General features: G+C 67.1%; 6 protein-coding genes. 4 read left to right on the top strand and 2 right to left on the bottom strand.

Annotated features, from left to right (window positions below; genetic code table 11):
* Nucleotides 1-117 precede the first annotated feature (117 nt).
* The 4 genes from AX721_RS17630 (at nucleotide 118) to AX721_RS17615 (ending at nucleotide 3,785) form a co-directional block, all read left to right on the top strand.
* Nucleotides 118-606 (top strand): GcrA family cell cycle regulator, encoded by a 489-nt coding sequence (locus AX721_RS17630; RefSeq protein ID WP_068877293.1) that lies wholly within the window; start codon nucleotides 118-120, stop codon nucleotides 604-606.
* Between the two features lie 250 nt (nucleotides 607-856).
* On the top strand, nucleotides 857-1,789 hold the full coding sequence (locus AX721_RS17625) for a DUF2493 domain-containing protein (protein WP_068877292.1): 933 nt from the start codon (nucleotides 857-859) through the stop codon (nucleotides 1,787-1,789).
* A gap of 466 nt (nucleotides 1,790-2,255) precedes the next feature.
* Nucleotides 2,256-3,323 carry a DUF3363 domain-containing protein gene (locus AX721_RS17620; protein WP_231754735.1) on the top strand — a complete coding sequence of 356 codons (1,068 nt, stop codon included), beginning with the start codon at nucleotides 2,256-2,258 and terminating at the stop codon, nucleotides 3,321-3,323.
* Between the two features lie 129 nt (nucleotides 3,324-3,452).
* A complete protein-coding gene (locus tag AX721_RS17615; protein WP_197422631.1) occupies nucleotides 3,453-3,785 on the top strand; it encodes a hypothetical protein in 333 nt (110 codons plus the stop codon).
* 34 nt (nucleotides 3,786-3,819) lie between these two features.
* Here AX721_RS17615 and AX721_RS17610 read toward each other — a convergent pair whose 3' ends face one another.
* Both AX721_RS17610 and AX721_RS28030 read right to left on the bottom strand, forming a co-directional pair.
* Complete coding sequence (locus AX721_RS17610; RefSeq protein ID WP_068877289.1) at nucleotides 3,820-4,911, bottom strand: Fic family protein; 1,092 nt, start codon at nucleotides 4,909-4,911, stop codon at nucleotides 3,820-3,822.
* Nucleotides 4,912-5,158: 247 nt separating this feature from the next.
* A partial coding sequence (locus AX721_RS28030; RefSeq protein ID WP_197422630.1) for a hypothetical protein occupies nucleotides 5,159-5,358 on the bottom strand: 200 nt, incomplete at its 5' end.

The following is a 5,358-nucleotide window of genomic DNA, read 5'->3' as shown; positions in this document are numbered from 1 at the left end:
CCGGGTGCGAGGCCCTTGACGGCGGGGGCCGCTGTTAACGAACGATCCCTCACGCGGAGGCGGAGCAAGGGCGGGCGGGAGGCGAGCCGATCGGGCTCGTCAACCGGAGACACCCCCATGGTCGCCCGCGACACCTGGACCGACGATCGCGTCGAGACCCTCAGCAAACTCTGGAAGGACGGCGCCAGCGCCAGCCAGATTGCCCGCGACCTCGGCGCCGGCATTACGCGCAACGCGGTGATCGGGAAGATTCATCGGCTCGGCCTGAGCGGTCGGACCGGCGCGCGCCTGCCGGGCGCAGGCCGTGCGGACCAGCGCCGCGAGCGTCGGGCACGCCTGCCGTCCAGGCCTCCGAGCTGCAAGGCCCTCCCGTCGCTCGTCGCGGCGTCCCCTGGACTGCCCCTCCCGCAGAGCGGTCTCGCAACCGTCGTGACCGTGCGCTTCGGGCAGTGCCGTTGGCCGATCGGCGAACCCCTGGCTGACGACTTCTGCCTGTGCGGCCGGCCGGCCGTGCGCGGGGCCTACTGCGCGCCACACGGCTCTGTGGCCTATCGGCCCGTCGAGCGGAACCACCTCGTCAAACTCGCAGGTCGAGCGCTCGGGTAGCGGCGCCTCCGTCATCGGCGCGAGAGGCGCGCCGAGTTGAGCGCCCGCCTCTTCGGGCGGGCGCAACGCCCCCACACAACGCCCTGTCATCTTGTCACGTCACCCGGGCCGTCAACGGCCTGACGGCCGTTCCCCTGCGCTTCGCGTGAGGCGCTCCGCTCCGGTGACTGCCCGGGACCCGACGTGGCCAAGACAGAGGTCGTTGCGCGTAGGGCGCATCGGCGATTCCTCTCATCCTTGGAGTCCTTCGATGACCTTCTCCCTTCATGCCTTCTCGACCTCAGACACCGCGTTCGACGTGCAGGCTTCGGCGCTGGAAGACGTCCGGCCGCATCCCACGGAAGCGGCGCTGATCCAGCTGGGTCATGCCGTGATGACCGAGCTTCTGGACCTGATCGGCGACACAGCGCTGGAGGATGTGCAGACCATCCTGGCCGAAAGCCTGATCGGCGCCTTCCATTCGGCGGCGGGCCGGATCGAGCGTGATGCGGATCGCGCCCGCGACCGCATGCGGATCCTGGAGCGCGACTTCGACGGCTCCGAGATGGCCGACACCGAGCTGCAGGACGCCACCCGGCTGGCGCGGTCGGCCGATGTCGCTCAGGCGGCCTGCGAGCTGATCCGCGACGCGGCGGCCGAGGTGTACACGACCGCGACCGGAGACGTCTGGACACCGTGGCGGGGTAGCCGGCGCGGCACGCACCTGACCGCGGCGCAGCTGGAGGCCAAGCAGGCCCTGCGCTCGATCGAGCGGCGTCGGTCCGCCGAGGCCGATCCGGGTGGTCCCATCGTGGCGTTCCGGGCAGCCCCCTTCGCTGACAGCCAAGCGGACGCCAACCGCATCTTCGACGCCCTGAACTGGGCGCGGGAGCAGTGGCCGGACATGGCGCTCGCCACCACCGGAGCCAAGGGCGCGGAGCGAATCGCGATCCGATGGGCGCAGCAGAAGGGCGTCACCCTGGTGGTCGCCCGGGCGGACTTCGACCGGCACGGCAAGGCCGCTCCGTTCCGCGCCAACGACGAACTCATGGCGCTCGAGCCCACCTGCTGCCTGACGCTGGCGCAGTCGCTGGACGGCGGACGGTCGGCGGGTACGCACCCGTTCGGTCCTGCGCTGAACCTGGCCCAGCAAGCCGCTTCGCGAGGCGTGCAGCACCTGCCCATCCGGGCTCGCGCGGCCTAACACCGGCGCGCCTGACCTCGACCCGCTCGGCTTCGGCCGGGCGGGTTTCTTCGTTTGGCCGATGTAACGGCGACTCAGATTAGCTTCAGATCACGGTCGACGCACACCTTTGCACCGACTTGATGGTTGTTGATGGTGTTTGACCACTGGTTCGATTTGGTCGCTTAGGGCAAGATAAAAGAGATGTTTTGCGTCGCTCTTTGCCCTAGAGTTTCAGCGAATTAGCAGGACGCACATCTGCGGCGGCAAGTCGCCACGACGTGCGCTTCTTCGAACGCTGGACCTCGCCGTCGTGTTGACCCGTGACGCCATACAGGCCCGCCTCACCGGCGCACCAGCGGACGCACCGCCCCAGCGGATCGCGCGCCTGCCGCGGCGGCTGAAATCCGATCCTGTAACAGCCCGCACGGCCATGATGCAGCGTTTGGCGGCATCGCGGCTGTTCGCTTTCGGAGACCGCTCGGGCGTGCTCAGCGCAGCACAGCGACGCTCCGGCCGCGCCTTTCGGCTGGACGTGCGGCAACGGGTGATCGTGAAGGCCCTCGTCTCTCGCCACGCCGGACACGGCGCCGTGCGCCGGGCCGCCCTGGCGGCGCATGTGGCCTACCTCGGGCGATCCGGGGCCGGTCTCGCCGAACGGCCGCCCGAGTTCTTCGACCGCAGCCAGGAGGTGATTGACCCAGCTGCCGCCACGCTGCCCTGGGGCGAGGATCGGCACCACTTCCGGTTCATCGTATCTCCCGAGCACGGCGAGCGGATATCGGACTTGAGAGGCTACATCCGGGAGGTGATGCGGCGGGTCGCGGACGACCTGGGGGAGCCGGGTTTGACCTGGATCGCCACCTGCCACTACGACACCGGGCACCCCCATGCCCACGTGTTGATCCGCGGCCGGCGAGGATCGGGCCGAGACCTCGTCATGCCTCGGGACTATGTGGGGTTTGGCTTCCGTGCGCGGGCGCAGGAGGTGGCGCAGGAGCAGCTTGGCGACCTAACCCGGGCGGAGGCGGAGCGCCGTGTGTGGCGCGAGACCCAAGCCGACCGGTTCACGGGGCTGGACCGAAGGCTCCTCCAGGCAGCGGACTCGGACCTATGTGTGGACGACGGCGTCGGGGTGAACGACGCCTGGTCGGCTCTAACGCGGGGACGACTGCGTCGGCTGGAGGCCCTGGGTCTCGCCGAACGCGTCGGCGAAAGATACCGGCTGGACGCTGAGCTCCAGCCCAAGTTGCGGTCGCTGCAGCTCCGTCAGGACATCATCCGCACCCTCCATCAGCGCCGGCTGGATTCGGGCCGTGAGCCGAAGGTCCTGGACGATCGGCCGGTTCGTGGCCGGGTCGTGGCGCGCGGCCATCACGACGAACTGGGCGGCGCGGCATGGGTGATAGTGCGGGACCCGCAGGGTCAGGAGCACTACGCGCGGCTGAAGCTCGGGCAGTCCGCGCCGGCGTTGGGTCGGGGGATCGAACTCGTTCCCACCCCGCGGGGGGCGCAAATCAAAGGACCTCCGCGATCGACCGACCTTGGTCTCTAGACACTGCGCATGCTCCTCGGGTCGGATACGATACTGCGCGCGCACTCCCGGGGTGCGGCCGCACAGGTTTCGAAGAGGTAGACGGTCATGAGTTCTGGCCCGACCGCAGCGGAGAGTCGCGACCTCGAGTTGCTCGCCAAGGCCCTTGTCGAGACGTGCATGCGAAATTCCGAGCTCGAGAACCTCCACGCGGGCAGGTTTCCGTCGTCGGAACGTGGTGACTTCAGCGATGTGAAAGTCGTCACCCCGTACGGCGAAATCCCGTGGCCCCAGCTCTCGCGCATATCCGACGCCGAGATGAAGGTCCTGATGATCGACGTGGTCGATCGGGTCTTCACCTACCTGAGCTTTCCTGAAGAGCTGGCGCGCATCGGCGGCGCGGCGCGATGGGACCGGCCAAAGCTGCATCCGGACATGATGCGCGCGATCCGGCGGCGGGCGAAGGCGAGGCGCGTGGAGTAGGTCTTGCTCGGAGTGTGAGGCGATTGGCCGGACGTCAGACGGTCTGGACGTTCCCCAGGAGGTCCAGCAACGCGCGGTTCATGTAGTAGCTTTCGCGGCCGATCTTGTGCTTTCGCATCAGGCCGATGCGGGTGAGTTCGTCGAGGTAGCGTGTCGCGGTGATGCGGCTCACCCCGAGGTCGCGCTCGACGAAGGCGATCTTGCTGTAGGGGTGGCTGAACATGTTGTTCAGTAGGTCCTGGCTGTAGATGCGCGGGAGCTCACGCCGCAGCCGAACCTTGTGGTCGAGCATCAGGTCCCAGATGCGATGGACGAGCCTCGTGGTCTGGCCGGCCATCTGCTCCACCGCGTCCAGCATGTAGATGAGCCATTCTTCCCAGACCCCGTCGGTCCGGACCGCCTGCAGCAGGCGATAGTAGTCGGCCTTGCGCTGGTTGATGTAGCGCGACGGGTAGAGCACCGGCGTGCTCAGCAGGTCCTCCTTCGCCAGATAGAGGATGTTCAGGATCCGGCCCGTGCGGCCGTTGCCGTCGTAGAAGGGATGGATGGTCTCGAACTGGTGATGGATCACGGCCATCCTCACGAGAGGATCGAGGTCGAGCGTGTCCTCACCGTTGATGAAGCGTTCGAGATTGGCCATCAGCGGAGCGATCTCGTCGTAGCTCTGGGGCGGGGTGAACACCACCTCGCCGGTCTTATCGTTCTTGAGCGCGGTGCCCGGGAGTCGGCGGAATCCGGCTTGGTTGCGCTCCAGCGTCGCCTGCATGGCGAGGATGTCGTTGATGGTGATCAGTCCGGTCCTACGGACGGTCTGGAAGCCGTCCCGCATAGCGCGAGCGTAGGCGTAGACCTCCTTCGCCGTGACGCTTGCGAACCGGTCGGCGGCATCATCGCTGCGATAGAGGTCATCGTGGGTGGTGATGATGTTCTCGATCGCCGAGCTGTCCTTCGCCTCCTGCAACGAGAGCGTGTTGATCAGGATGGCTTCGTTCGGCACCAGGCCCGCCGCGCCCTTCAGCTCCGCCAATGCCCGATGCGCCGTGGCGAGTTTTTTGAGGACGCGCTTCGTCTCCAGGTCCACTGCGAGGGGGAGGAGCGGCGGAACGTGGCTGGCGATCAGAGCCATGCGGGACCAATCTGTATAGATTGTCCCGGTTTTCTATACATAATTCGAGGAGTGTATAGACCTCGCCGCAGTTCCCTACATGCCGGCTGGATGCGTCAAGAAAGTCGCCGCTTGCTATCCATGCGCGTCGCACATGTCGGGAAATTCCACCGACCTATGCACATTGCCGGTGGACTTCCCGCGCCGAGAGCCGGGAGACCGCCTCGGTTCGCCGAGAACTCTGCAGACGCATGCCGCAGACCGGACGTCAGTGGAGCTTGCGGTCACCCGCTACCTCGTCGGTCTCGACCAGGGTCGGCCGTCTCGCCGGGCGCCCACGTTCGAGCGGTCCCAGAATGTCGTCGTGGAAAGCGTCGACGATGATGGCGAATGCGACGACGTGGCGGCTCTCAGGACAGTCCGCGGCAAGATCAAGAACGGCCCTGACGAGATTGCTGTAGAGCCGCT

This window comes from Phenylobacterium sp. CCH9-H3 (genome assembly GCF_001557235.1).
Taxonomy (GTDB): domain Bacteria; phylum Pseudomonadota; class Alphaproteobacteria; order Caulobacterales; family Caulobacteraceae; genus Phenylobacterium.
This window is presented reverse-complemented; position numbering and strand designations above follow the sequence as displayed.

Excerpts from the sequence above, each read along its gene's own strand:
- AX721_RS17610 (WP_068877289.1), bottom strand. The coding sequence starts at position 4,911 with ATGGCTCTGATCGCCAGCCACGTTCCGCCGCTCCTCCCCCTCGCAGTG.
- AX721_RS17625 (WP_068877292.1), top strand. The coding sequence starts at position 857 with ATGACCTTCTCCCTTCATGCCTTCTCGACCTCAGACACCGCGTTCGAC.
- AX721_RS17630 (WP_068877293.1), top strand. The coding sequence starts at position 118 with ATGGTCGCCCGCGACACCTGGACCGACGATCGCGTCGAGACCCTCAGC.